This is a genomic window from Desulfovibrio sp. 6_1_46AFAA (assembly GCF_000224635.1).
Lineage (GTDB): Bacteria > Desulfobacterota > Desulfovibrionia > Desulfovibrionales > Desulfovibrionaceae > Desulfovibrio > Desulfovibrio fairfieldensis.
Genome location: NZ_JH114302.1, coordinates 28747 through 52856 on the forward strand (window position 1 = coordinate 28747; position 24110 = coordinate 52856).

Sequence of the window (24110 nt, forward strand, 5' to 3'; positions counted from 1 at the left end):
GAAATTATCGAGGGCCATCTCATGCCGGATCATGTGCACATGCTGGTGAGTATTCCTCCAAAAATCAGTGTATCAAGTTTCATGGGGTACCTGAAAGGAAAAAGCTCATTGATGATTTTCGATAAGCATGCAAACCTGAAGTACAAATTTGGCAATAGGAAATTCTTGGCGGAAGGATATTTCGTCAGTACGGTAGGACTCAATGAGGTAACGGTCAAAAAATACATTCAGCAGCAAGAGAAGCATGATATTCTGCAAGATCGAGTAAGTACCCGAGAATACCAAAACCCCTTCCAGGGGTAAGCCAAAGCGGCAAGGGCACTGGGCTTGAACAAAGTGAAAGCCAGCGCCTTTAGACGCTGGCCGGTAACAAGCCCTTATAGGGCTGGAGCAAACCACCCGCTATGCGGGTGGTTTTGATTGGTTTCGGGTCGTAAAGTCGGCTCAGCTTTGCGGGCTGTTGTCGTGGAAACGGGCGGCCTGCTCCTTGAGCGTGCGGTCCAGGGCCAGGAGCAGGCGTTGGGCCGAGGCCGGGGTCATGACGATGCGCCGGTCCAGGTCCACGGCCAGGACGTTTTCAGTACCGCCGTCCTGGGTGTTCAGGCTTTCGGGCTGGCTCAGGCCGCAGCAGAGGATGACCTCCTCCGCCGTGCAGCGGGTCTGGAAGACATTGGCGTAGGACGTGGCAAGGTGGGAGCTGTTCAGGGCTACGCGGATCTGTTGGCCTTCGGCGGAAGCGGCGGCTTCGGCCCCGGTCTTGCCGGAATTTTTCTGTGCGCTCATGCTTACTTCCTTTTTGCGCCGGGGGCGGCGTTGTGATTGGCTTGGCCGGGGGTTTCCGGCGTTTTCCCCTTCTCGCCGGGCAGCTTGACGGACACCACGGGCAACGCCGGGAAGACGGCCTTGCGGGCGTCCATGCCCTTGAGTATGGCTGCGGTGATGTCCAGGCCGGCGTCGGCGTCCAGCACATTCCGGCGGGGCAGAACCAGGGCGGCCTTGTGGGCCTTGCGCCAGGCTTTGACCTCTTCCAGAAGCAGGCCGTTGACGACATTTTGTACGGCGGCCTCCTCGGCGGCCATCTGGCGGCGGAGGGTCAGCGCGCCGTCGCGGAGCACGGCCTCGCGCTCCTTGTCCGGAGCTTTGGCCCAGGCTTTTTGCAGGTCGGCAAAGCCCTGTTCCAGGCGCTGGCGGGCCTTGGCCAGATGGGCGCGCCCGGCCTCGGCGGCACGGGATTGTGACATGATCCGCTCCAGATCGACCACGGCTGTCTGGGGCGCGGCGCTGGTGCTGCCCTCCAGACAGCCGCCCAGGAGGCAGGCGGCAAGGAGGGCCGTGAGGGCAAGCGTTGTTGCAATGTGGCGCATGGGGATGATTTCCTGTTTTTTATCTGTGTTGTGTCATTGAGGGCCTTTTTATCCTGTCAGACGGAAAGGGCTTGTCACATGGATGATGTTCTGTGTGCCCTGCGGGCACGAGGGCTTTACGCCTCCCGGCCCCCTACAACCCCCTGCCCCCGTTGTACGTCGTAACGTGGTGACGCGGCGTCCCACGGGTCTTGCTTGCGTGGCTCGCTGCGCCCCGAAATCGCCGCGCGTCAGCATTTTCCGGGCATGGGGCCAGTGTCTTTCTCAACGACAGTCAGTTGATGGCATTGCGCGGCGCGGAGGGAGATCGCCTGAACCTGCGAAAGCAGGTGAAGGAAGCTCCCGCAGCAAACGCCGCGCAGCCCCCGGAAGCCGGAAGCGCTGGAAAACCTAAGCAGGGTATGGGGGTTGCAAGGGGGGCTAGGGGCGGCAGCCCCTGACCCCCTGCCCGCGCCGGAGGCGGCCCATCGCCGCTCAGGCGAAACAAGCCGTGCCCGCAGGGCACACAAAGCCTCATCCATATGACAAGCCCCGCCCCACAAAAAACGGCGCGGCGGAATTCACCCGCCGCGCCGTTGCCCGCGCCCTTCAGGAAGGGACAAGAGCGCGGACTTCAGGAGGTGCCGCCCGTCGGGGAAGCGATGTCGGCGGACGGCAACCGGACCCGGGAAGCCCCCGCCTCCCGGATGTCCGGGCGCGGCGGCTCCTTACCCAATGGAGCCGCCGCGCTGATGCTGATAACGCTTCTGGTTGTCGGTTTAGAACTCGTAGCGGAATGTCCCGAACACGCCGTGCGCCGTGCTCTTCGCGCCGAGCTGGATGTTGTAGTTCACGCCCAGGGACGTGGTTTCGTTGCCGAATTCCAAACCGGCCTGGCCCATGTAGGAGACGTAATCCATGGTCTGGGTGTCCAGTTCCGCCTTGGTGCCCGTGCCGGTGAAGCGCACGTCGCTGCGGGCGTCGATGTCCCCGGCGGCCGGAATCACGGCCAGGTCCAGGCTGGGCTTGAAGTGCCAGCCGTTGCCGGTCTCGACCTGCTTGCTGAAGGCCACGCCCACCGGGAAGGTCCAGATGCTCTGGTTGATGGCGTCGCCCTTGAGCAGTGTGCCGCCGGACTTCACGTCGTATTCGTCGGTGTTCAGGCTCATGTAGCGCACGCCCACGTGCGGGATGATATCCAGCGCGCTGGTTTCGATTTTGTACTCGCCGCGTAGGCCCGCACTGATGGCGTAGGCCGTCACGTCGCTCTTGAGCTTGCCCATCTGCATGCTTGCGGGCAGGTCCTGTTCCAGCTTGTTGTAGGTGGAGGTGTAGTTCACGTCGGCGGTCAGGCCGAAGTTGCCCGGGGTCCATCCGGCATACGCGCCGATGCCCCAGAAGTTCATATTGTTGGTGGTTTCGTTGAGATCGCCCGAGCCCTGCGCGTAGCCGCCGCCGATGTTGAAGGTGATGCCCGCGCGGATGGCGTTGTCGAAGGTGTAATCCGCGCCCAGGGCCACGCCGCCCAGGCCGCCGCTGAAGTCCATGTCGAAGTTTCCGGCCTTCATGCCGAAGCCGTTGGAGCTCTGGTAGAGAGGCATGACCCACATGGCGAAGCCGGTCTTGGCGGCGTCGCCCGCGGAAGCGCCGGTCTGCATGGAGCCGTCCAGGGCCACGCTCTGGATGGCGTTGCCGCCGGGCTGGGCCAGGCCGGTACGCTGGGTCACGGCATTGCCCGCCGCGTTGCTGGCCGCCATGGTCATCTGCGGCACCGCGCCGACGAGCGCCATGCGCGCCGCGCTTTCAATGGTTACGGCGGCAGCGGCGTCATTGTTCAGATAGTTTTCGCTGATGGCCCGGTTCAGGAATCGGACGCCCTTGGTCTCGGACATTTCACCGGCCGCGCCGGTGTTGCCCGCCAGGGCCATGTTGTTCACCACCTTGACCAGTTCGCCGTCGAGCTTGGGCATGAAGGTGGCGGCGGAAGTCAGCGCGCCCTTGTATTCGCCGGTGGCGTTCTTTTCCAGATGCACCAGCTTGGAGTCCGTGGAGAGGTTCGCGCCCACCCAGGCCGTGGAGTCGGCTTCGGTCGTGGCATTGCCGTCAGCATCTTTGTAGGCGATGTTGCTGTCAAGATTGGTGCCCAGCACGGTGTACTGTTCACCGATTTTTGCCCCGGCGATGCGCAGTTTCGCGCCGTTGGTCAGGTTGACAACGCCGCTCGCCGTGTTGGAGGACAACGCTCCTTCTGGATCAAGTGCCGCGTCGGCGCTGACCACCAGCAGGGATTTGCCGGAGAAGTCAAGCTGGTTGGGGGTGAAGGTGAATGCGGTGCCGCCGCTGGAGGTCTTGGTGCCGTCCACCACAATGCCGTGTCCTGTACCGGCAGTTCCGTCCAGCACCTGGGCCGTGTAGATGCCCAGAGCGGAATCCACGCCGTTTTCGGTCAGGCCCGCGCCGTTGGTCGCGGCATTGACCTGTCCGGCCAACCAGCTTGTGTCCGTGGTGCCGATGGCGGCCATGGAGTTCATACCCACGCCCACGTCGCCGTTGATGCTCAGATCAGGCGTGACGTTTCCGTTGGTAAAGGAGCCTACGGCCACGTTGGTGGAGGCTGTGCCCCAGGCCGGATCAATGAGCAGACCATTGCCGCCGAGATTCAACGCATCCACCACCAGCGTCGTGCCGCCCTTGGTATCCGCGTTGCTGCCCACGGTCAGGTTGCCGCCGGTCATGGTCAGTTTGTCGGCGGCCAGCGAGGTGCCGTTGGTAAGGGCGGCCGCGTTGGCCACAGTCAGTTCACCCACCATGCCCTGAGTGCTGTCCAGAACCAGAGAACCCACAGAACTGGCGTCCGCGCCGGTACCCGTGGCAATCAGAACGCCGTCATTCACACTCACCGCGCCGCTGGCGGCCAGGGTTTTGGCCTGCACGTTGGTGGCCGTCACGTTATCGGCGGCAATTGTGCCTTCCTTGGCGGAGAGGGTCAGCTCTTCGCCGACAGTGGCCGTGATATCCTTGCCGGTGGCCGTGATATCGCCCGCGTCGGCGACAATCGCGCCGCTGGCCTGGGTGGCTCCCCCGGTCAGGGTCACGTTGCCGTCGGTGGAACGGATCTGGCCGTTGGTCAGGCTGCTGCTCATAGCCGTATCGACAGTAATGTCGCCCGCGGCCTTGACTGTGCCGTTCTCGACGGCCAAGCTCTTGGTAGCTATAGCGTCGGCTTGTACCGTTCCATTGCTGGCGCTGACGCTGTTAACAGCGTCGCTGGCGTCACCAATCTTTCCGGCGTTCAGCGTCGCGCCTGCGGAAGCCGTTACCGTGCCGTTGCCGTCAGCGACCGCAGTAATGTCGCCCACTGTGTATTCGGCGGCTGCGGCATTGAGCGCGGAGCCATTGCCCAGAGAAACTTTGCTGTCCAGCGTGCCGCCCTTGGATACGGCCCCGGCGGAACCAAGGTTCAAGTTCTTGTTGGCAGCCACGGCGACTTTCGTCACTTCGCCAGTATCAGCGGTGATCAGGTTAGTGCCGTCGCCCAACAACGTAAGGTCACCGTTTGCGGTAACCGTATTGCCTGCCGCATCACCGCCCGTGATAGCCAGAGTATCAGCACCGAAATTACCGTTACTGGTGACGGCCCCACTGGTTGCGGCGTACTCTACAGTCTTGCCGTCCAGCAGCGCGCCGGTACCTTCGGCGGCTGCGCCCTTGATGCTGTTCTCGGTGCTACCCTTGTCAGCATCGGAGACTGTAACCGTTGCCGAACCATAGTTGATCAGGCCCGTGCCGCCCGCCACCAATGCGGTTTTATAGGCCTGCATATCAGTCGTGCTGATTGTATTGAGGCCTGTAACCCGCAACGTGCCGCCGTTATCCAACCAAATTTTGTTCAAGTTGTCGGCAATGGTCGTGCTGTCTTTCATCAGCGTGGTGGAAGCCGCCGCCAGCACGCCGTTTTGCAGCACGTTGATGCCCCTGGTAGATCCGTTGCCGGCAGCCGCGCTTTTGAGCGAGCCCGCGCTCACATCCAGTGCGGCGGGAAGGTTGCCCTCGTAGTCGATGTCCGTTCCGCCGCCCACGGTGAGCGCGCCGCCCTGGATGTCCAGGGTTTTGCCTTCGGCCAGGGTCCAGGTTCCGGCATTGACGCGCACCTTGGCGCTAGCGCCCGTGGCCGTAATGTCGGCATTCAGGCTGCCGCCGGGGTTGACCGCGCCGTCGCCGGACAGTTCCCCCAGCTTCAGTTCGGCGCGCTGGCTGCTGCCGTTCACACTCAGGCCGCCCGTGCCCGTGACATTAAGCGCGGAACCGTCCTCACCTTTAAGGAAAAGCTGCCCCGCCGTGACGGTGAAATCGCCATTTGTAGTGTCCGGCGTCAGGGTCAGGCTGTTGGCCTTGATGCGGGCGTCGGCATTAATGGCAAGGTTGTCGCCGGTCAGAGTCAGATTTTGGGCCTGGATGCTCCCGTGAGTGCCCACAAATACTTTATTGGCGGTATCAGTGGCAGCCAACAGATTCGTAGCTACACTGGCATTTTCGCCGAGGTGGATACGGCCCCAGGTTCCGGAGTCGCCGGACACGGCGATCTTGCCGCTCGCGACCATAGCGGACAACTGCGTATCGCTGATTTGCAGTCTGCCGGTGTGGCCGCTCCCGGTCGCCGAGTTGACTACGTTGATCGCGCCCGTATTGGTCGCCGTGCCGCTTGTCAGGTCCATCAGACCGTTGACGGTCAGAGTGCCCTTGTTGTCCAGCGTACCGCCTGTCTGGGTGTAGGTCACGCCCTCAACGACAGTCAGCGCGCCGCCGGTCTCCACATTCACCGTGCCGCCGGTCTGGTTGACCGTGGCGTCGCCGCTGGCCTTGAGGGCGCCGCTCAGCGACTGGCCTTTGACCAATGCTCCGGCCATGGTCAGGTTGCCCGCCACGTCCAGGGTGCCGCCGCTGATGTTGACCGCATTGGCGGTCAGCACGCCATACTTGGAGGCAGCCACGCTGATTTTGCCGTCGCCGGAGAGGGTCAGGGCGTTGTCCGCGCCGTAGGAGCGCAGAATGGCGTCCTTGCCGCTGTCGCCGTTCAGCGCCACTTCCCCGCCGCTGATGTTGACCTGTCCGCCCACCAGTTGGCCGTAATCACCCACGGTGACCTTGCCGCCGCTTACGGTGGTGGCCGCGCCGTTCAGGCCGCCCACCAGCATGGCCCCGTCATCCCAGTTGGTGCCGCCGCCGATTCGGTCGCTGATGGTGGCCGCTCCACCGCTGATAGCTACGGCATCCATCTGCATTTGGCTGTCGGTAATGGCCAGTGTGCCGCCGGTCATGCCAAAGGAGCCGGTCCAGGTATCAGCCGCCTCGCCGGCGCTGTCCGTGGTGCCCAACAGGCCGTGCGGACCGGTATTGAGGGTCAGCGTGCCGCCGTCATTCAGCGTGGTCGCGCCGCTCACATAGAGATGGCCGGTGCTGGAGCTGACGGTCAGGCTCTTGGCCGCGCCGCTGATGGTCAGGTTTTTGGCTTGCTCGCCGTTGTTCAGCGTTTCGGTGCCAGTAATCACCACATCCTTGTCCGGCCCCCAAGAAGCCGCCGCCACGGCCAGACCCGCGCCGCCCAGGACCAGCGCCCCGGCCACGGCCAGCGAGCCGAAGACATTGAGCAGGCCGCATTTTTTGAGTACGGCCCGATATTTATTGACAAGATTACCGATAGCGCCCTTCGTCAACATAGCATACCTCCCAGGAGCATCCGCTCCTCAAGAATTCATACGGAGCCCAATGCTCCCTTCCTTTGCCGACAGATGTACTGTCGGTTTCCGGCTGGGTTTCGAGAATTTGTGGGAGAGCTATCTTGATGAAATAATGAGTATTTTTCTAAAGTAGAAACTGGGAGTTTTTTATTGGAGAGATGCTATTGCAAATTTAAGCTGCTGAAAGTATCATTATTCAAGCACTCATTGACAGTACATCTGTCGATGAATTGTAGACATATCCGCTGGATATGCGTGCGGACATTTCCGATATCTGTCGTGAGTGCAGTATAACAGCCCGTTTTTCCTGTTTTTCAGGCCCGGAATAACGCCTCTGGCCTGAACGGCCCCGGTGCGGACGGCATGAGGCCCCGCGCGACCCCGGTTCCGGGCCGGGCAAACCGGAAGCGCTGAAATTCGACCTCAGCGGCTGCTGGTCACGCCGGATTGATCTCGCCCACCGCCTTGTCTATCGTGTGGATGAGCCCGCCGGGCAGCTTATTGTGCTGCAATGCCGTTATCACTACTGACGGCGTTCTTTCCCCGCTCGCGCCGCGCCTGTCCGGCCCGGCAAATTCCTTTACAAAAAGACGCGCCGTTGGCTATTCTGCACGCCAAGCCGGGCCGCGCGCCGTGCGCGCCCGACCTCTCGGGTCCGGGGGTCCGGTTCAAAACAAGCGAGAAGTACAATGGAAGAGTTTTCGCGTATCCAGCGCCTGCCCCCTTATGTCTTTGCCGTCGTGGGCGACCTCAAGATGAAGTTGCGTCGGCAGAATATCGACATCGTGGATTTCAGCATGGGCAATCCCGACATTCCCACGCCGGGCCATGTGGTGGACAAGCTGGTGGAGGCCGCGCAAAAGCCGGTCAACCACCGCTATTCCTTGTCCAAGGGCATCCCCAATCTGCGCAAGGCCGTCTGTGACCGTTACGCCCGCCTCTACGGCGTGGAACTGGACCCGGAACGCGAAGCCATCGTGACCATGGGCTCCAAGGAAGGCCTGGCCCACCTCTCCCTGGCCATGCTGGAACCCGGCGATGTGGTGCTGGCCCCGGACCCCACCTATCCCATCCATAAATACGCGCCGATCATCGCGGGCGCGGACGTGCGCAGCGTGCCCATCGGCCCGGGACGCGACTTTTTCGAGGATCTGACCGCCGCCACCCGCCAGGCCTGGCCCAAGCCCAAGCTGCTTTTCCTCTGCTATCCGCACAATCCCACCACCGAGGTGACGGACCTGGATTTCTTCCGCAAGGTGGTGGCCTTCGCCAAGGAGAACGGCCTCTGGGTCGTCCATGACCTGGCCTACGCGGATCTGGTTTTCGACGGCTACAAGGCCCCCAGTTTCCTTCAGGCCGAAGGGGCCAAGGATGTGGGCGTAGAGTTCTACACCCTGTCCAAGAGCTATTCCATGCCCGGCTGGCGTGTGGGCTTCTGTCTGGGCAACCCGCGCCTGGTGCACGCCCTGGCCCGGATCAAGAGCTATCTGGACTACGGCATTTTCCAGCCTATCCAGATCGCTTCCACCGTGGCCCTCAACGGGCCGGAGGACTGCGTGCACGAAATTTGCGACATCTACCGCGAGCGCCGCGACCGCCTCATTGAGGGGCTGGGGCGCATCGGCTGGGAGGTGCCCTCGCCCAAGGCCACCATGTTTGTCTGGGCGCGCATTCCCGAGCCCTTCCGCAAGATGGGCTCCGTGGAATTTTCCAAATTGCTGCTGACCGAGGCGCAGGTGGCCGTATCGCCGGGGCTGGGCTTCGGTTCCTACGGCGACGAATACGTGCGTTTCGCCCTCATTGAAAACGAGCACCGCACCCGGCAGGCCGTCAGCAATATGCGCCGCCTGCTCTCGGGCGCGCCGGAGTAAGCATGACGAAAGCCAACGAAAGCAAACCCCTGGTGGTCGGCCTGGCCGGTTTCGGCACGGTGGGCGGCGGCCTGGCGCGTCTGCTCAAGGAAAACGCGGACATCATCCGCCGCCGCACGGGCCGCGACATCGTGGTCAAGCGCGTGCTGGTGCGCAACGCCCAGAAGGCCCGCAACGTGCCGCTGCCCGAGGGCGCGGAACTGACCACCGACCCGGCGCTGCTCACAGATGATCCGGATATCGACGTGCTGGTGGAACTCATCGGCGGCATTGACCAGGCCCGCGCGCTCATCGACCGCGCCCTGGACCAGGGCAAGCATATCGTCACGGCCAACAAGGCCCTGCTGGCCGAGGAGGGCCTGGCCCTCTTCCAGAAGGCCGAGCGCAAAAAGCGCATTCTGCGCTATGAGGCCAGCGTGGCCGGGGCCATCCCCATTGTCCAGGCCCTCAAGGAAAGCCTGACCGGCAACCGCATCGAGTCGCTGATGGGCATCCTCAACGGCACCAGCAATTACATCCTGTCGGAAATGACCTCCAACGGCCTGGATTTTGACCTGGCCCTCAAGCAGGCCCAGGAGCTGGGCTACGCCGAGGCCGATCCCACGCTGGACATCGACGGGCACGACGCGGCCCACAAGCTGATCCTGCTGATCCGCCTGGCCTACGGGGTCAATTACCCCTACACGGCCCTGTCCGTGCGCGGCATCCGGGGACTTTCGGCCATGGACATCCGCTTGGCGCGCGAGTTCGGCTATCGCATCAAGCTCATCGGCCAGGTGCGCGAAGTGCGTTGCCCCGATGCGAAAAAGGACGGCAAGGATTGCGCGGGCGACGGTTTTGACCGTCCGGTCCGCCTGGAAGCCGGGGTCTTTCCGGCCCTGGTGCACCATACCTTTCTGCTGGCGCGCGTGGGCGGCGTGTACAATGCCGCGCGGGTGGAGGCCAACGCGGCCGGGGCGCTCTTCTTCCACGGGCGCGGAGCCGGGGATCTGCCCACGGCCGGGGCCGTGCTGGCCGACCTAATGGCCGTGGCCCGCGAGGAGCGGCCCAACAACACGGGCTTTGTGGGCAAGGAACTGCCCAAGGCCGCCATTGTGCCGCCCGAGGAATGGCGTTCCTGCTATTACGTGCGGGTCATGGTCCAGGACGCGCCCGGCGTGCTGCGGGATATTTCCGGCTGCATGGCCGCCGAGGGCATCAGCGTGGCCCAGATGATCCAGAAAGCGGATGAGGGCCAGGGCGTGCCCCTGGTCTTCATGACCCATGAAACATCGGCCAGAGCCATGAGCGACGCGCTCCAGCGTGCGGTGGACGCGGGTCTGCTCAAGGAACCGGCGGTGTATTTCAGGGTGCTGTAGGAAGTGGCACTGCGGCGGCGGGTTCCGGAAGGGGCCCGCCGCTTCTCGCTTCGGGGGCGCCCGCAGGCCCCCCTCCCAAGGTCATTCTGTTCTTCGTCCGTTGTTCTATTTTGCCCTGCGGGCACGGAGCTTACGGCGTGACGCCGTTTTGTCCGCCTCCGGCGCGGGCAGGGGGCGGGTTATGGGGCTGCGCCCCCTCCTCCGCCCCCTTGCAACCCCCCGGAACACCCCTGCCGGGTTTTCCAAAGCTTCCAGCTTTCGAGGGCTGCGCGGCTTTTGCTGCGGGAGCTTCCCTCACTTCGTTCGGGCGATCTCCCTCCGCACCGCGCAATGCCATCCACTGACGGTTGTTGAGAAGGGCATGTTCAGCCGTTGGACGTTGGCACACGGCGATTTCAGGGCGCAGTGAGGCAAGAGAGCAAGATCCGTGGTACGCCGCGTCGAGGTGTTACGACAATTACGCAGGGGCAGGGGTTGCGCGCAAGCCGTTGCCGCGCCAGCGGCTTGCTTGAGCCGTTCACGACGAAGCAGTATTACGGATCAAGGCAACATTGCTACGGATAGCGACAGCGATTTCCCTGGACAGCGTTTTGCGTAACCAAGTGCTGTCGTTAGCCGTTGGCAGCAAGGCCGCCTTACGGATGAAGACAACAACGATAGGCAGCCCAAACGCCGGGAAACGTAAAGCCTCTGTGCCCGCAGAGTATGGCAAGCGTTATCTATGCTTCAAGTTTCTTTCGGCGGCGCGCCCGCAGGCCCCCCTCTCGACCCCGCCCCACAAGTCTGGCATTCTTACGGCTGCCCGCCGGGGCAGTTTTGCCCCCGGTCCGGCGCGCCGCCGCGGCGGCCGGAAGGCGGCACATGTATGTTCAACAATCAGACAGCATCAGCGGAGCCACGGCCCAACCATGATCATTCTCGATGAACCCTATGTCTCGCCGGAGCTGGCGGCCTACGCCGCCGCCCGGCGGGAACCCGTACTGGATAACGCCACGGCCCGCGCCTGCGCGCGCGAATACGGGGCGGCCCTCAATCTGGTGTCCGACGACGCCTTCGCGGCGCTCTGCCAGGGCGCGCCCCGCCTGTACACCTGTTCGGAAAACGCCCTGGAATGGGTGTACAAAAAATCCGGCAACAACGCGCTGATGGAACGCATCTGGCGGCTGAAGGACAAGGCGGCCTGCCGGGATCTGCTGGCCCCGCTCTATGGGAATTTTTTCTTCCGCCGGGTCACTCCGGCGGAGCTGGCCACGCTGCCTTTTGAGGAGCTCAAGGTTCCCTGCGTGCTCAAACCCGCAGTGGGCTTTTTCAGCCTGGGCGTGTACAGCATTGAAAACGCGGCCCAGTGGGAGGCGGCCAAGGCCGCCGTGGCCGCGGACGCCGCCCGCTGGAGCGAGCAATACCCGCCCGAGGTTGTGGGCGGCGGCACTTTTCTGCTGGAGGAATACATCCAGGGCGAGGAATATGCCGTGGATGTCTACTTTGACGAGCAGGGCCGGGCCGTGGTCTGCGACATTCTGCGGCATGAATTTTCCTCGGCCGCGGACGTCAGCGACCGCCTCTACTATACGAGCCGGGAGATCATCGAAAGCCGCCTGACCGAGTTCGAGGCCTGGTTCAACCGGGTCAACGGCCTGTTGGGCCTGCGCAATTTCCCGGTCCATGTGGAGCTGCGCCGGGACGACAAGGGCCGCATCGCGCCCATTGAATTCAATCCCCTGCGTTTCGCGGGCTGGTGCTCCACGGACGTCAGCCTTTTTGCCTGGGGTTTCCATTCCTACGGCTGCTTTCTGGAAGGCGGGCGTCCGGACTGGGAACGGGCCCTGGCCGGTAAGGCCGGGAAGCTCTATACCCTGATGGTGCTGAACAAGCCCGAAAACTGCCCGCCGGTGCAGAGCTTTGACTACGACGCCCTGCGCCGGGATTTCGGCAAGGTACTGCACCTGCGGCCCTGCGATTTCAGGCGTTTTTCCCATTTCGGCTTTCTGTTTACCGAAACTCCGGCGGACCGGCGGGAAGAGCTGGACCGCATTATCCGTTCCGACCTTACGGAATATATGCAGTAAGGACATGTTTTATGTACAAACTCGAATTCACTACCAACGCGCGTTGCGAAATGCGCGACATTACCCCGGAGCTGCGCGCCCTTGTGGGCCGCACGGCCCGTGAGCGGGGTTGGCGGCAGGGAGCCCTGGCCCTGTTCTGCCCGCATACCACCTGCGGTCTGACCGTCAATGAAGGCGCGGACCCGGACGTGCGGCGCGACATGCTGGCCTTTTTCAGCCGCCTCGCGCCGGAGCAAGGCGACTACCGCCATGCCGAAGGCAACAGCGACGCCCACATCAAGGCCACCCTGCACGGCCCCTCCTTGCTGCTTCTGGTGGAGGACGGCGAAATCCGCCTGGGCACCTGGCAGTCCGTCTATCTCTGTGAGGGCGACGGCCCGCGTCGCCGCTCCCTCTGGCTGCAATGGCTGCCCGGCGAAAACGGAGAACGCGGGGAGGCCCGGCCATGAGCGGCACGCATGAAGTCACCCTGATCCTGACCCTGGCCGGAGGCCTTTCCGCCGCCCTGGTGCTGGGTTTCATCACCCAGAAGCTGCATCTCTCGCCCCTGGTGGGGTATCTGCTGGCGGGCGTGCTGGTGGGCCCGCATTCGCCGGGCTTTGTGGCCGACGCGGCCACGGCGGCCCAGTGCGCGGAGATCGGCGTGATCCTGCTGATGTTCGGCGTGGGCCTGCACTTCCATCTCAAGGATCTGCTGGCCGTGCGCAATATCGCCGTGGCCGGGGCTGTGGCCCAGATCGGCCTGACCACCGTGGCCAGCATGGGCATATTGTCCCTGTTCGGTTTTTCGCTCCTGGCCGGGGCCGTGTTCGGCATGTCCGTTTCCGTGGCCAGCACCGTGGTGCTGACCCGCGTGCTTTCCGACAACCACGCCCTGCACACCCGCACCGGCCATGTGGCCCTGGGCTGGCTGGTGGTGGAGGATCTCTTCACCATTCTGCTGCTGGTGCTGCTGCCCGCCGTGCTTACGCCCGAAGGCGGCGTCAGCGGCGGCGGTTTCTGGTCCGCCCTGGGCCTGACCCTGCTCAAGCTGGCCGCGCTTTCCGTGTTCACCCTGCTGGTGGGCCAGAAGCTGATCCCGCTTTTCCTGGGCTATGTGGCGCGCACCGGCACCCGCGATCTCTTCACCCTGGCGGTCATCGCCCTGGCGCTGGGCATTGCCGTGGCCGCCGCGCTCTTTTTTGACGCCTCCATGGCCCTGGGCGCGTTTCTGGCGGGCATGGTGGTGGGCCAGTCCGATTTCAGCGCCCGTGCCGCCGCCGAAGCCCTGCCCCTGCGCGACGCCTTTGCCGTGCTCTTTTTCGTTTCCGTGGGCATGCTTTTCGACCCGGCGGCCCTGCTCAGCGACTGGCCCCTGATGCTGGCGACCCTGGGCATCATTATTGTGGTCAAGCCCCTGGCGGCTCTGCTCATGACCACCCTGTTCCGGAAGCCTCTGCGCCTGAGCCTGTCCGTGGCCGTGGCTCTGGGCCAGATCGGCGAATTTTCCTTCATTCTGGCGGCCATGGGCATCAGCCACGGCCTGTTCGGTCCCGAGGTAAACAACGCCATCATCCCGGCGGCCATGATTTCCATTACCCTCAACCCCCTGCTGTACCGGCGCATTGACGGCGCGGTCCGCTGGCTGGAACGCCACGGCCCGGCCTGGCTCTCCCGCTCTCCCTTGCCGCGTCTGTCCGCCGAGGCTGTGGGGGCTGGCGGGACCGTGGAGGAAAACGAGCCCCACCGTGTGGTTGTGGTGGGTTACGGCCCGGTGGGCCGCAACCTCTGCCGCATCCTGCGCGACAGCGGCATCACGCCGGTGGTGGTGGAAAACAACATCGACACGGTGCGCAAACTGCGCGCCGACGGCAAACCGGCGGTGCACGGCGACGCGGCCCAGGCCGAGGTGCTGCGCGAAGCCGGACTGGAACGGGCCGAGGCCCTGCTGCTGACCACGCCGTCCATTCCGGCCCGTGAAGTGACGCCCATTGCCCGCTCGGTCAATTCCGGCATCCGTATTCTAGCCAATACAGCCTTCCTGAGCGAGGCCCGTGCCCTGCGTAAGCTGGGCGTGGCCGAGGTCTTCAGCGGCGAACGGGAAGTGGCCCTGGCCATGTCCGAATTCCTGCTGCACGACCTGGGAGCCACGGACGCCCATGCGCAGAGTGAATTGCAGCGCCTGCGCGAGGAACTGGAATAGCCGTGCCATGTTCTTTTGTCCGCTGGCTGCGTCAGGCGAGCTTTTTATTCCGGTCGAGGACCGGCAGAGTCCACTCCCGTCATAAAAAGCTCGCCTTCCTTGCCAGCGGGCAAAATTCCTATGGCACGGCCTTGCTGGGGGCAAAACCGGATTCACCATGATTTTGCACCTGGATATGGACGCCTTTTTTGCCGCTGTGGAGCAAATGGACAACCCGGAACTGCGCGGCAAACCTGTGATCATCGGCGGCGGCCTGCGCGGAGTGGTGTCCACGGCCTCCTATGAGGCGCGGGTCTTCGGCGTGCATTCGGCCATGCCCATTGTCACGGCCCGGCGGCTCTGCCCGCAGGGTATCTTCGTCCACGGCCGCCGCCATCGTTATTCCGAGCTTTCGCGCGCCATTATGGCGGCCTTGGGCGATTTTTCCCCTTTGGTGGAACCGGCCAGCATCGACGAGGCCTATCTGGACGCCGCGGGCCTCACGCGCTTGTTCGGCCCGCTGGAAGAACTCATCGCGCGGATCAAGGACCGGGTGGCCGAGGTGACGGGCGGCCTGACCTGTTCGGTGGGGGCCGCGCCCGTGAAGTTTCTGGCCAAGATCTGTTCGGATGTGAACAAGCCCGACGGCGTGTTCATCCTGCGGCCCGAGGATGCGGATGATTTCCTCCTGCCCCTGGAAGTGGGCCGCCTGCCCGGCGTGGGACGGCGCATGGTGGAGAGCCTGCGGGATCTGGGCATTGTGACCGTGGCCCAGTTGCGCCGCTACAGTCCGGAATTTCTGGAAAAGCGCTACGGCAAATGGGGCCGGGCCCTGTATGAGCGGGCCTACGGCATTGATCCGCGCCCGGTCACGCCCGAGCGGCCCATGAAAAGCGAGAGCGCGGAATGCACCTTTGAGCGGGACACCCGCGACCGGGAGTTTCTGGTCCGCATGCTTCTGGCCCATGCCGAGCGGGTGGGCGCCTCGCTGCGGCGACACAAACTCAGCGGGCGGACCATCACCCTGAAGGTCAAATTCGCGGATTTTCGCCAGATTACCCGTTCCCGCACCCTGGCGGAAGCCACCAACGCCACGGAAACCATTTTTGAGACCGGCCGGGAACTGCTGCGCGAGCTCAAGCCGGCCCAGGCCGTGCGGCTCATCGGCCTGGGTGTCTCAGGCTTTGAGGAGAATCCGGTCCAGCTCCTTCTGCCGGGCCGGGATCTGAGCAAGGCGCTGGGCAAGGGCGGCCATGATCCGCAACAGGAGGCCAAACGGCGCAAGCTGGATCAGGCCCTGGACACGCTGCGCGGGCGCTTCGGCAAGGAGGCCGTGCAGCGGGGCAGGCTGTTCCGGCCGGGCGAGGCCGGTACGAAGGAAAAGCCGGACAAAGCGAAAAAGGGCGACAGGACGAAAAAAACGTGAGGTTCCGGCAACGCGACGAGTGCGAGGCGGCGAGTAAACCGAGCCGCCCGCCATGGAGGCGTAAGCGTAATTTATTTGCGCGGTTAAGCGCCGGAGTGAGCGGCTAAAAACTTTGAGAATATCAATTCTCAAAGTTAATCTGCTCTAGGTTCAGTCCCGCCGGTTCTTGCGAAACAGGGCCATGTATTCCTGATTTCCCTTGGGCCCCCTGACGGCGGCGGGCAGCACGCCCTCGCTCGCCAGATTCAGGTTGGCCGCGCAAAAGGCCAGAATCTTGTCCACCGCGCGCTGGCGGGCGGCTTCGTCGCGTACCACGCCCTTGACCGTTTCGCCGGGCCCCAGCTCGAACTGGGGCTTGATCAGCACGGCCGCCAGACCGCCGGGCTTCAGCCAAGTCATGCACGGCGGCAGCACCAGCGTCAGGGAAATAAAGGAGACATCCGCCACCACCAGGTCCACGGCTTCGGGGATCAGCTCCGGCGGCGCGTGGCGCAGGTTCACGCCTTCCAGGCTGACGACCCTGGCGTCGGCGCGCAGTTTTTCATGCAACTGGTTGCGGCCCACGTCCACGGCGTAGACCCGCGCGGCCCCGCGCTGGAGCAGGCAGTCCGTGAAGCCGCCGGTGGAGGCTCCGGCGTCCAGGCAGACCAGGGCGCTCACGTCCAGATGGAAGTGGTCGAGGATGGTCAGCAGCTTGTAGGCCCCCCGGCTCACGTAGCGTTCGCTTTCCAGCAGGGCGAAGCGCGTTTCCGCGGGGTAGGGGTGGCCGGGCTTGGGCACGCGTTGCGGCGGCGCGCCGGGCGGCAGCAGGGGCTCGCCGTCCGGTCCGGTGGGCGAAAGGACGATCTGGCCGGCCATGATCAGGCGGCGGGCCTGCTCCCGGCTTTCGGCCAGGCCCTGTTCAAAGGCCAGTTGGTCGGCGCGCTGACGCTTGTCTTTGGGCATGGGGCAGATATAGCCGCTCGGAGCCGCGCTGGCAATGTGATCTCGCTGTGCAGGGTCATTCTGTTCTCCGTCCGTTGTTTTATTTTGCCCTCCGGGCATTAGGGTTTTCACTTTATTTCCGTTTGGGCCGCCCCCTGCCCGCGCCGGAGGCGGCCCAAGCGCCGGGAGGCGTAAAGCCTCTGCGCCCGCAGGGCCCGGGATGCCTCATCCGTATGACAAGCCCATAGAGCACGTCCTGTTGAAAAGTAACCTGCTCTAAGTATAAAAGAACCCTGCCTACAGGCGGAGAACGGAATGGCCCTGTGTCGGCGCGCGAGGCGCTTGCCAAGCGACAAAAAGAGGTCTATATATGTCATCCCTGTCTGATATTCCCTTCAGGCAGAGTAAAAAAATTGCGCGGCGTCCGTAAAGGTCAGGCCCGTGCCGGTCCCTTCCGGCAAGGCGGGCTGCTCGAAGCCGGGTCCGGCCGACTGCGACGAGGTTTTGTCATGAAAAAAGACATTCATCCCAAAGTGTTCATGGCCACCATTACCTGCGCCTGCGGCCATGAGGAGCAAGTGCTCTCCACCAAGGGCGAACAGGTGCATGTGGAAGTTTGCTCCGCCTGCCATCCCTTCTTCACTGGCAAGCAGCGCTTCCTGGATACGGCCGGCCGCATTGACCGCTTCCGTAAAAAGTACGCCAAGTTTGAGCAGAAGTAAGCGCGGACCGGCCGGACGCATGCGTTTCGCCCCGCCGCCGGGCCTTGTGCCCGGCCTGCTGGCCCTTTTGCCCTGCCTGACGGCCGACTGCCCCCCGGTGGGCGGTCAGGCCGTCATGGAGGGCGTGATGATGCGCAACGGCGATACCTATGGTCTTGCCGTGCGCCGTCCGGACGGCGTCATTCGCGCCCAGCGGCTGCCCTGGTTTTCCCTGACCCGCCATGCCTGGCTCAAGAAACCCTTTGTGCGGGGTTTTCCGGTTCTGCTGGAAACCCTGGTCAACGGCATCCAGGCCCTGAACCGTTCGGTGGAAGCCGCGGCCCAGGGCGAGGAGGAAGAGCTTTCGGGCTGGCATCTGGCTTTGAGCCTGGGCCTGGCGCTGGTCATGGCCGTCGCGCTTTTTGTGGTGGCCCCGCATCTGTTGTCGCTGGTCATGCTCTGGCTGCATTTGGGCGGCGACGTGGAAGGGCTGTCCTTCCATCTCTGGGACGGCTTCTTCAAGTGCTGCATCTTCATGGGCTATATCCGGCTGATTTCCTATGTGCCGGATATCCGTCGCGTGTTCCAGTACCACGGGGCCGAGCACAAGACCATCCACGCCTTTGAGAGCGGGGACGAGGTCAGCGCGGCCAGCGCCGCCCGCATGAGCCGCCTGCATCCGCGTTGCGGCACCACCTTTCTGCTCTTTGTGATCTGCATTTCGATCATTCTGCACGCGGTGCTGGTGCCCCTGCTGTTGATGATTTACACGCCCCAGAGCGCGATTGCCAAGCATGCCCTGACCATCGCCTTCAAACTTTTGCTCATGGTGCCCATCAGCGCCCTGGCCTACGAGCTGATCCGTTACGCGGCGCGCATGCCCGACGGCTTCTGGGCCACGCTGCTGCGCGCGCCGGGTCTGGCTCTGCAACGCCTGACCACCTATGAGCCGGACGAAGCCCAGCTGGATGTGGCCGTGGTGGCCCTGCGCGAGGCCCTGGGGCCGGACGCCGGGGACAACATCCGCACCGCGCCGTATACGGAAGCCTGACTTTTCACCCGCGCCGGGACAGGGCGGATTGCCTTTGAGACGCACACGTTTCAAAGGATTCATTCCGGCAAAAAATGCGGTTATCGTTGCTGTCGATCTCCGTATGGCTTCGTTGCCGCCAACGGGGACAGCCCCCTCGGGCTGCCTTTGGTCGTTTTGCCGTGCGGGCCGTTACCGCGCCCGCCAGGGGCCGGGTGGATCGTATTTTGTTCTTTTTCATCTTTTTGCAGTGTGTGTTGGAGATCGTGTATGTTCGCCAAACTGGAAGGCCTTGAAAAGAAATATATGGAGCTGGAAGAAGCTCTGGCCCAGCCCGACGTGTTCAACGATCAGGAGCATTACCGCAAACTGACCAAGGCGCATGCCGATCTGCGTGAGATTGTGGATCTCTTCCGCCGCCACCGGGCCCTGCAGCAGGAAATGGCTGAAAACAAGCAACTGCTGCACGACGAGGACCCGGATATCCGGGATATGGCGCATGAGGAGATTCGCAGGGCAGAAAGCGAACTGCCCCGGATTGAGCAGGCCCTGAAAGTGGCCCTGCTGCCCACGGACCCCCTGGACGAAAAGAACACCATTCTGGAAATCCGGGCGGGTACCGGCGGCGAGGAGGCGGCCCTGTTCGCGGCGGATCTCTTCCGCATGTATACCCGCTATGCCGAGCTTCAGGGCTGGAAGGTGGAAATCATGAGCGAGTCGCCGTCCGAGTCCGGCGGCTACAAGGAAATCATCTGCCTGATCGCCGGCGACCGGGTCTACAGCCGACTTAAATTTGAAGCGGGCACCCACCGCGTGCAGCGCGTGCCCGCCACCGAAACCCAGGGCCGCATCCACACCTCGGCGGCCACCGTGGCCGTGATGCCCGAAGCCGAGGAAGTGGACGTGGAGATCCGGCCCGAAGATCTGCGCATCGATATTTACCGCGCTTCCGGCGCGGGCGGCCAGCACGTCAACAAGACGGAATCCGCCGTGCGCATCACCCATCTGCCCACCAACACGGTGGTCACCTGCCAGGATGAGCGCTCCCAGCACAAAAACAAGGCCCGGGCCATGAAGGTGCTGGCCTCGCGCATTCTGGCCGCCGAGCGTGAACGCCAGAATTCCGAACTCTCCGCCGACCGCAAGGCCCAGGTGGGTTCGGGCGACCGCTCCGAACGCATCCGGACCTACAATTTTCCGCAGGGCCGCTGCACGGACCATCGCATCAACCTGACCCTCTATTCCCTGGACCGGATCATGGAAGGCGAACTGACTCCGCTGTTCGATGCCCTGTCCACAGCGGCGCAGACCGAGGCGCTCAAGGCGCAGGCCGAAGACTAGGCACAGCACCAAACCGGCGCATTTCGGCGGTCGCGGCAAGCCCTCATGGGCGGCCGCGACCGCCTTTTACGTTAAGTCGCCGTTGCGCGTGGTCTTCAGGGTGCGGTGGCTATGCCGGAGGCCGCCGCTGTTCACCGTCGCCGTTGGCCAGGAGTTTTTCCAGCATCTCCATGAGCTTGTCGTTTTCAAGCGGCTTGGCAAGATGGCCGTTCATGCCGTTGGCCAGCACCAGGTCCACGTCTTCCTTGAAGGCATTGGCGGTCAGGGCGATGATCGGCACGCTTCGGGCATCGGGCCGGTCCATGGCGCGGATGGCTTTGACCGCGGCGTAGCCGTCCATCCTGGGCATCTGCAGATCCATGAAAATCAGGTCATAGAAGTTGACGGGCGAGCGTGCGAACATCGCCACGGCTTCGGTTCCGTCCGCGGCCTCATCCATCCGCAGACCCAGGTTCGAAAGCTGTTCAATGACGATGATGCGGTTTATCTCCACGTCATCCACGAGCAAAATGCGCTTGCCCGCCAAGGCTGCCGGGCTTTTGTCGGGGGCTTCCCGCTGTTGCGGGGTGTTGTCCGCTTCCTTGAGCCAGAGCAAGAATGAAAATGCACTGCCCTTGCCCGGCGTGCTTGTGACGGCAATATCGCCGCCCATATGCTTGATGATGCTTTTGCTGATGGAGAGCCCGAGGCCCGTGCCGCCATAGGCGCGGGCAATGTGGGTGCCCCCCTGCTCAAAGGGCTCGAACAGGGTCTTGAGCGTTTCCTCGGCAATGCCCACGCCGTTGTCCTGAACCAGAAAGGAAATCAGGCGTTCGCCCCGGCGTCTGTCCTCCTGGCGCACCCGGAAAAGAATTTCCCCGAGTTCCGGCGTGAACTTGGCCGCATTGCCCAGCAGATTGATCAGCACCTGCCGCAGGCGCAGCGAGTCCGCTTTCAGATGCGCGGTTGCAATGCCTTCCACGGCAACATTGAAAGCAATGTTTTTCTCCATGCAGCGGGGACGGATAATGCTCTCCACGCTGTCCACGAGCTTGGAAAGCGCAAAACTGTCTTCGCTCAGTTCTATCTTGCCCGCCTCGATTTTGGAGATGTCCAGAATGTCGTTGAGCAGGCCCAGCAGATGGTGCGAGGAAACCTCTATCTGATTGGCGCAGTTCAGCAGTTCATCGGTGGGACTGCCCGCGTGCAGTTTTTTTCTGGCGATATTGGCCATGCCGATGATGGCATTCATGGGTGTGCGTATTTCATGGCTCATCCGGGCCAGGAAGGAGCTCTTGGCCTCGTTGGCCCTGTTGGCCGTGGCACAGGCCTCCTGCAATTCCGTCTGGATCCGGCGCAGCTCCTTTTCCACGGCAACCCGCTGCGAAACGTCGCGGGCCACGCCCAGCAGGGCCAGAACCTCGCCCCCGGCATTGAATTGGGGGATGCGCACCACATCCATATTTTCGCTGTGGCCGTCGGCAAAATACACGGTTTCTTCGGTATACAGAGGCGTGCGGCCCTCGATGGCCGCCCGGAAATTTTCCAGCGAGCGGACGGCGACCTCCGGCGGAAAGACGGCGGACGCGGGCAATCCGCGAATTTCCTCGGGAGTTTTATTCACCAGGGCCGCAAAGCGCGGGTTGACCGCCTGGTAGTTGCCCTCCTTGTCCTGATACCAGAGTATGTCCGGAGAATTGACGAAAATGGTTTCCAGCAGGGCGCGTTGTCGTTCAATGCGTTTCTGCTCCTCGATAATGGCGGTGACGTCGGCGGTATGCACAAGATGGCCTGTAACCACGCCCCGGCCGTCGGTCAGGCTCTCGGCCCTTCCCTGGTAGTAGCGGCCGGAATGTTCATGCCGGAGCACCTCCGGCTCTGTGCCGCGCGCCAGGCATACCAGCGGGCAGTAAGCCGTGCCCGGAGGGAAGATGGTGTTTTCCGCATAGGGCTTGCCCAGCACATCTTCCAGGGATTTGCCGATCAGGGCGAGCCCGGCCTCGTTCATGTATGCCAGCTTGCCCGAGAGATCGACAATGCTGAGCGGGCCTTTGTCGCTGTTCACCAGGCTGTCGGCCAAACCGTCGAAGGAGTCGGACAGGGCCCCCATTTCATCCTTGACCGGCGCGCGAAAACGAAATTGCCGCTCGCCCGCGCGGAAGCGGGAGATGCCTCGGACCATCTGCGCGATGCGCCTGGTAAAGACCGAGGCCATCCAGATGGCGATGAGGATGACCAGCACGGACATGAGCGTTGTGGAAACGGACAGGCTCGCGGCGGTCTGCCAGAGGTTTTCGCTGATGGCCCGGTAGGTGTCTTCGGAAACGGCGGAAAGTTCCTCATCCGTGGCGTTGACGAGGTTTTGCAGGGTGGCCTGCGTCGCCATGGCCGGGCGGTGGAATTCGTCCAGTCCCGCGCCCACGGCCACAAAGCCGAAGCCCCGGCGGCTATTGCCGTATTGCCCGGTATAATAGGGAATGGCCGCCGCGGTGTTCAGCTTCCACAGTCCGCTCCATAAAATGCGAAAGGAGCCCGAGCCGCCGTCCCTGGTCAGGTCGAACCAGCCGGTACACTGCGGCGCGAAATTCAGATAGCGGCAATCCAGGCCCACCATGCCCCGGCGGGTCAGTTCAGCCGCTGGTTTTTTGCTGTTGGACTGGGCCTGAAAGGTGGGCACGTCCTCAATGAACGCGGCATAACTTTTGCCGCTGGCCTGCCATTCCTCGTAAATTCGCTCTTCAAGCCAGGGAACCTGTGGGTCGCCGGTTTCGGGATCATAACCGGCGATGGAGTGGTGGCGGGGGTGACAAATGCTGCGGCCCTTGTGGTCCCAGATAAAGGCGTAATTGCCTTCAAAGGCGTCGGGCAGTTCCGTGTAGCGCTCAAGGGCCGGGGTCAGCCTGTCCACGAATTCCATGAGGTGGTCATGGTCCAGCGCAAGGGTGACGTAGCCCGTAACCGCGCCGTCGCGCACCACGGGCGAGGCCCAGCGCACCAGGCCCTTGAAGCGTATGCCGTTGGGATTTTCCTTGCCCGCATAGGCCTGCTTTTCCGGATCATAGGGGATATGGCGGGCCCGTGTATTGCTCGGCGTGTACATGCCGATGAAATTCGTGCCCACATATTGGCCGATGACGTCGGAAACGTAAATCTCGCCGGGCCTGAGTTTTTTTAGCTCCGCGAAATAATTTTCCGCCCTGACAAAGGTATTGCGCCTGTCGGCGATATTTTTGAGCGCCGGGGACAAAAGCGGGGAAGTGGTCACCTTGAGGCGCTCCATACCGTCAAGATCCACAAAGGTCATTTCAAGATACAGGGGGCGGGATTCACGTTCAAAGCCATCGGGCGGCCGGTAGTGGAAGCTGTAGTCGTTTTCCTCAATGGAGGAGGCGATCCGCGGCGCGGGCGGCGGCGGGCTTGCCCGCTGCCAGGACCGCCCGTTGGCCGCCAGCTCCCACTGGCCGGGCTTGACGAGGCGGCCCAGCTTTTGGGCTGTGAAGTTGCGGTACAAGGCCTCGTCCGGGGGGAGAGTGGCGGCAAAAAGAATGTCCGCGTCGCGGTGATACAGAAAGTCGGCCACGGCGCGGGCCGTGTCGGTGGTCATGCGCTCTATCTCGGCGGTGGCACGGTTGTCCAGGGCCTGCACCGTGTCGTTGACCGCGATCTTGCCGGTATGATCAAGGGCCTTCACGGCCTTGCGCGAAATTTCCGCCGTGCGGACTTTCAGTTCCTCGCCGAGTTCCTTGGATTGCATCCAGGCCAGGAGGGCGAGCAGAATCAAAGGCAAGACTTTGATGGCCGCAAACAGGCTGATGAGTTTAGCGCGCATGCCCACGCCGAGATCCGCCAGTTTTTTTTCAAGGCGCGTCATCAAAGGCAGTCGTTTCGGGTCCACTTCGGGAACCTCCATGTGGCGTCAACGGGGAATCAATGGAAGAAGAACTGAGGAAATGCGCGAAGGGCGGGATAAGACAGAGGTGTGGTTAGAGGGTCGGTACGGAGGGGTATTGTAATCTCATAGTCTGAAAGATGTTTTTCCGCAAGAGATGCGGGAAAAGCCGGAGAGCCGTTGCTTTTGCCTGTTTAGATCCGCCTTCAGGGAACCGGGATGAAGGGAGTCCGGAACGCGGACGCGCCGTGCCCGATTGTGAGGGGCACGGCGCGAGAAAAGG

General features: G+C 63.0%; 15 protein-coding genes and 1 pseudogene. 11 read left to right on the top strand and 5 right to left on the bottom strand.

Features of this window, described 5'->3' with window-relative positions; genetic code table 11:
* The coding region (tnpA, locus tag HMPREF1022_RS06870) for an IS200/IS605 family transposase (protein WP_035061012.1) at nt 1-303 on the top strand (303 nt) is incomplete at its 5' end.
* Nucleotides 304-444: 141 nt separating this feature from the next.
* On the opposite strand, the gene HMPREF1022_RS06875 is transcribed toward tnpA, so the two are convergent.
* The 3 genes from HMPREF1022_RS06875 to HMPREF1022_RS06885 all read right to left on the bottom strand — a co-directional run bounded on the left by HMPREF1022_RS06875 (nt 445) and on the right by HMPREF1022_RS06885 (nt 7060).
* Nucleotides 445-783, bottom strand: coding sequence for a DUF3467 domain-containing protein (locus tag HMPREF1022_RS06875; protein WP_008683119.1), 339 nt, complete (start codon nt 781-783; stop codon nt 445-447).
* Between the two features lie 2 nt (nt 784-785).
* A complete protein-coding gene (locus HMPREF1022_RS06880; RefSeq protein WP_008683121.1) occupies nt 786-1364 on the bottom strand; it encodes an OmpH family outer membrane protein in 579 nt (192 codons plus the stop codon).
* Nucleotides 1365-2122: 758 nt separating this feature from the next.
* Entirely contained in the window at nt 2123-7060 is a 4938-nt protein-coding gene (locus tag HMPREF1022_RS06885) for an autotransporter domain-containing protein (protein WP_009302519.1), read from the bottom strand.
* Between the two features lie 398 nt (nt 7061-7458).
* Here HMPREF1022_RS06885 and HMPREF1022_RS17260 point away from each other — a divergent pair.
* From HMPREF1022_RS17260 to HMPREF1022_RS06915, 7 genes and pseudogenes are all read left to right on the top strand, one after another.
* Nucleotides 7459-7611: pseudogene (locus HMPREF1022_RS17260) on the top strand (Txe/YoeB family addiction module toxin); the annotation flags it as partial.
* A 159-nt stretch (nt 7612-7770) separates the two neighbouring features.
* On the top strand, nt 7771-8952 hold the full coding sequence (locus tag HMPREF1022_RS06890; RefSeq protein WP_008683125.1) for an aminotransferase class I/II-fold pyridoxal phosphate-dependent enzyme: 1182 nt from the start codon (nt 7771-7773) through the stop codon (nt 8950-8952).
* Nucleotides 8953-8954: 2 nt separating this feature from the next.
* The gene (locus tag HMPREF1022_RS06895) at nt 8955-10310 is read left to right on the top strand and encodes a homoserine dehydrogenase (RefSeq protein WP_009302520.1); all 1356 of its coding nucleotides are present in this window, start codon (nt 8955-8957) and stop codon (nt 10308-10310) included.
* Between the two features lie 908 nt (nt 10311-11218).
* A complete protein-coding gene (locus HMPREF1022_RS06900; protein ID WP_009302521.1) occupies nt 11219-12376 on the top strand; it encodes an ATP-grasp domain-containing protein in 1158 nt (385 codons plus the stop codon).
* Between the two features lie 11 nt (nt 12377-12387).
* Nucleotides 12388-12825: a secondary thiamine-phosphate synthase enzyme YjbQ gene (locus HMPREF1022_RS06905; RefSeq protein ID WP_008683128.1), complete on the top strand. Its 438-nt coding sequence runs from the start codon at nt 12388-12390 to the stop codon at nt 12823-12825.
* The gene (locus tag HMPREF1022_RS06910) at nt 12822-14558 is read left to right on the top strand and encodes a cation:proton antiporter (protein WP_009302522.1); all 1737 of its coding nucleotides are present in this window, start codon (nt 12822-12824) and stop codon (nt 14556-14558) included. Before HMPREF1022_RS06905 ends, HMPREF1022_RS06910 begins: the two co-directional genes overlap by 4 nt.
* Before the next feature lie 157 nt (nt 14559-14715).
* A complete protein-coding gene (locus HMPREF1022_RS06915) occupies nt 14716-15963 on the top strand; it encodes a DNA polymerase IV (RefSeq protein WP_008683130.1) in 1248 nt (415 codons plus the stop codon).
* A gap of 150 nt (nt 15964-16113) precedes the next feature.
* On the opposite strand, the gene HMPREF1022_RS06920 is transcribed toward HMPREF1022_RS06915, so the two are convergent.
* Nucleotides 16114-16908 (bottom strand): TlyA family RNA methyltransferase, encoded by a 795-nt coding sequence (locus HMPREF1022_RS06920; protein ID WP_009302523.1) that lies wholly within the window; start codon nt 16906-16908, stop codon nt 16114-16116.
* A 488-nt stretch (nt 16909-17396) separates the two neighbouring features.
* Here HMPREF1022_RS06920 and rpmE point away from each other — a divergent pair, with 488 nt between their 5' ends.
* The 3 genes from rpmE (at nt 17397) to prfA (ending at nt 19959) form a co-directional block, all read left to right on the top strand.
* The gene (rpmE, locus tag HMPREF1022_RS06925) at nt 17397-17609 is read left to right on the top strand and encodes a 50S ribosomal protein L31 (protein WP_008683132.1); all 213 of its coding nucleotides are present in this window, start codon (nt 17397-17399) and stop codon (nt 17607-17609) included.
* A 19-nt stretch (nt 17610-17628) separates the two neighbouring features.
* Nucleotides 17629-18639, top strand: a complete 1011-nt coding sequence (locus tag HMPREF1022_RS06930) for a DUF1385 domain-containing protein (RefSeq protein WP_009302524.1) — start codon at nt 17629-17631, stop codon at nt 18637-18639.
* A 249-nt stretch (nt 18640-18888) separates the two neighbouring features.
* Complete coding sequence (prfA, locus tag HMPREF1022_RS06935) at nt 18889-19959, top strand: peptide chain release factor 1 (RefSeq protein ID WP_008683134.1); 1071 nt, start codon at nt 18889-18891, stop codon at nt 19957-19959.
* 109 nt (nt 19960-20068) lie between these two features.
* Here prfA and HMPREF1022_RS16550 read toward each other — a convergent pair whose 3' ends face one another.
* Nucleotides 20069-23809 carry an ATP-binding protein gene (locus tag HMPREF1022_RS16550; RefSeq protein WP_232221572.1) on the bottom strand — a complete coding sequence of 1247 codons (3741 nt, stop codon included), beginning with the start codon at nt 23807-23809 and terminating at the stop codon, nt 20069-20071.
* Between the last annotated feature and the right edge of the window lie 301 nt (nt 23810-24110).

What these genes read in the sequence shown, in the direction of transcription:
- HMPREF1022_RS06895 (WP_009302520.1), top strand. Translation starts at nt 8,955, where the DNA reads ATGACGAAAGCCAACGAAAGCAAACCCCTGGTGGTCGGCCTGGCCGGT.
- rpmE (WP_008683132.1), top strand. Translation starts at nt 17,397, where the DNA reads ATGAAAAAAGACATTCATCCCAAAGTGTTCATGGCCACCATTACCTGC.
- HMPREF1022_RS06885 (WP_009302519.1), bottom strand. Translation starts at nt 7,060, where the DNA reads ATGTTGACGAAGGGCGCTATCGGTAATCTTGTCAATAAATATCGGGCC.
- HMPREF1022_RS06930 (WP_009302524.1), top strand. Translation starts at nt 17,629, where the DNA reads ATGCGTTTCGCCCCGCCGCCGGGCCTTGTGCCCGGCCTGCTGGCCCTT.
- HMPREF1022_RS16550 (WP_232221572.1), bottom strand. Translation starts at nt 23,809, where the DNA reads ATGACGCGCCTTGAAAAAAAACTGGCGGATCTCGGCGTGGGCATGCGC.
- prfA (WP_008683134.1), top strand. Translation starts at nt 18,889, where the DNA reads ATGTTCGCCAAACTGGAAGGCCTTGAAAAGAAATATATGGAGCTGGAA.
- HMPREF1022_RS06875 (WP_008683119.1), bottom strand. Translation starts at nt 783, where the DNA reads ATGAGCGCACAGAAAAATTCCGGCAAGACCGGGGCCGAAGCCGCCGCT.
- HMPREF1022_RS06915 (WP_008683130.1), top strand. Translation starts at nt 14,716, where the DNA reads ATGATTTTGCACCTGGATATGGACGCCTTTTTTGCCGCTGTGGAGCAA.
- HMPREF1022_RS06900 (WP_009302521.1), top strand. Translation starts at nt 11,219, where the DNA reads ATGATCATTCTCGATGAACCCTATGTCTCGCCGGAGCTGGCGGCCTAC.
- HMPREF1022_RS06890 (WP_008683125.1), top strand. Translation starts at nt 7,771, where the DNA reads ATGGAAGAGTTTTCGCGTATCCAGCGCCTGCCCCCTTATGTCTTTGCC.
- HMPREF1022_RS06910 (WP_009302522.1), top strand. Translation starts at nt 12,822, where the DNA reads ATGAGCGGCACGCATGAAGTCACCCTGATCCTGACCCTGGCCGGAGGC.
- HMPREF1022_RS06880 (WP_008683121.1), bottom strand. Translation starts at nt 1,364, where the DNA reads ATGCGCCACATTGCAACAACGCTTGCCCTCACGGCCCTCCTTGCCGCC.
- HMPREF1022_RS06905 (WP_008683128.1), top strand. Translation starts at nt 12,388, where the DNA reads ATGTACAAACTCGAATTCACTACCAACGCGCGTTGCGAAATGCGCGAC.
- HMPREF1022_RS06920 (WP_009302523.1), bottom strand. Translation starts at nt 16,908, where the DNA reads ATGCCCAAAGACAAGCGTCAGCGCGCCGACCAACTGGCCTTTGAACAG.